The following is a 278-nucleotide window of genomic DNA, read 5'->3' on the forward strand; positions in this document are numbered from 1 at the left end:
ATAGGTTTTCCCTTCGGCGCTCTCCGCATCCAGATAGGGCAGCCAGTGCAGCTTCGCCACTTTAGGGTGATCGCGCAGAAACGCCGCGACCGCTTCCGCATTCTGCCAGGCTTTCTCCATGCGTAGCGACAGCGTTTCCAGCGAGCGGCTGAGCATCCAGCTGGAGTGTGGATCCAGCTGCGTGCCGATTGCGCTGCGCAGGGCGCGCACTTTCGCCATCAGCGCTTTACTGCCCATCGCCGCGCCTGCAATCAGGTCAGAGTGACCGCCAACATACT

General features: G+C 61.5%; 1 protein-coding gene. It reads right to left on the reverse strand.

Annotated features, from left to right (window positions below; genetic code table 11):
- The coding region (locus IU459_RS40390) for a PLP-dependent transferase (RefSeq protein ID WP_195134349.1) at positions 1-278 on the reverse strand (278 nt) is incomplete at both ends.

The sequence above is a fragment of the Nocardia amamiensis genome (assembly GCF_015477605.1).
Classification (GTDB): Bacteria; Actinomycetota; Actinomycetes; order Mycobacteriales; family Mycobacteriaceae; genus Nocardia; species Nocardia amamiensis_A.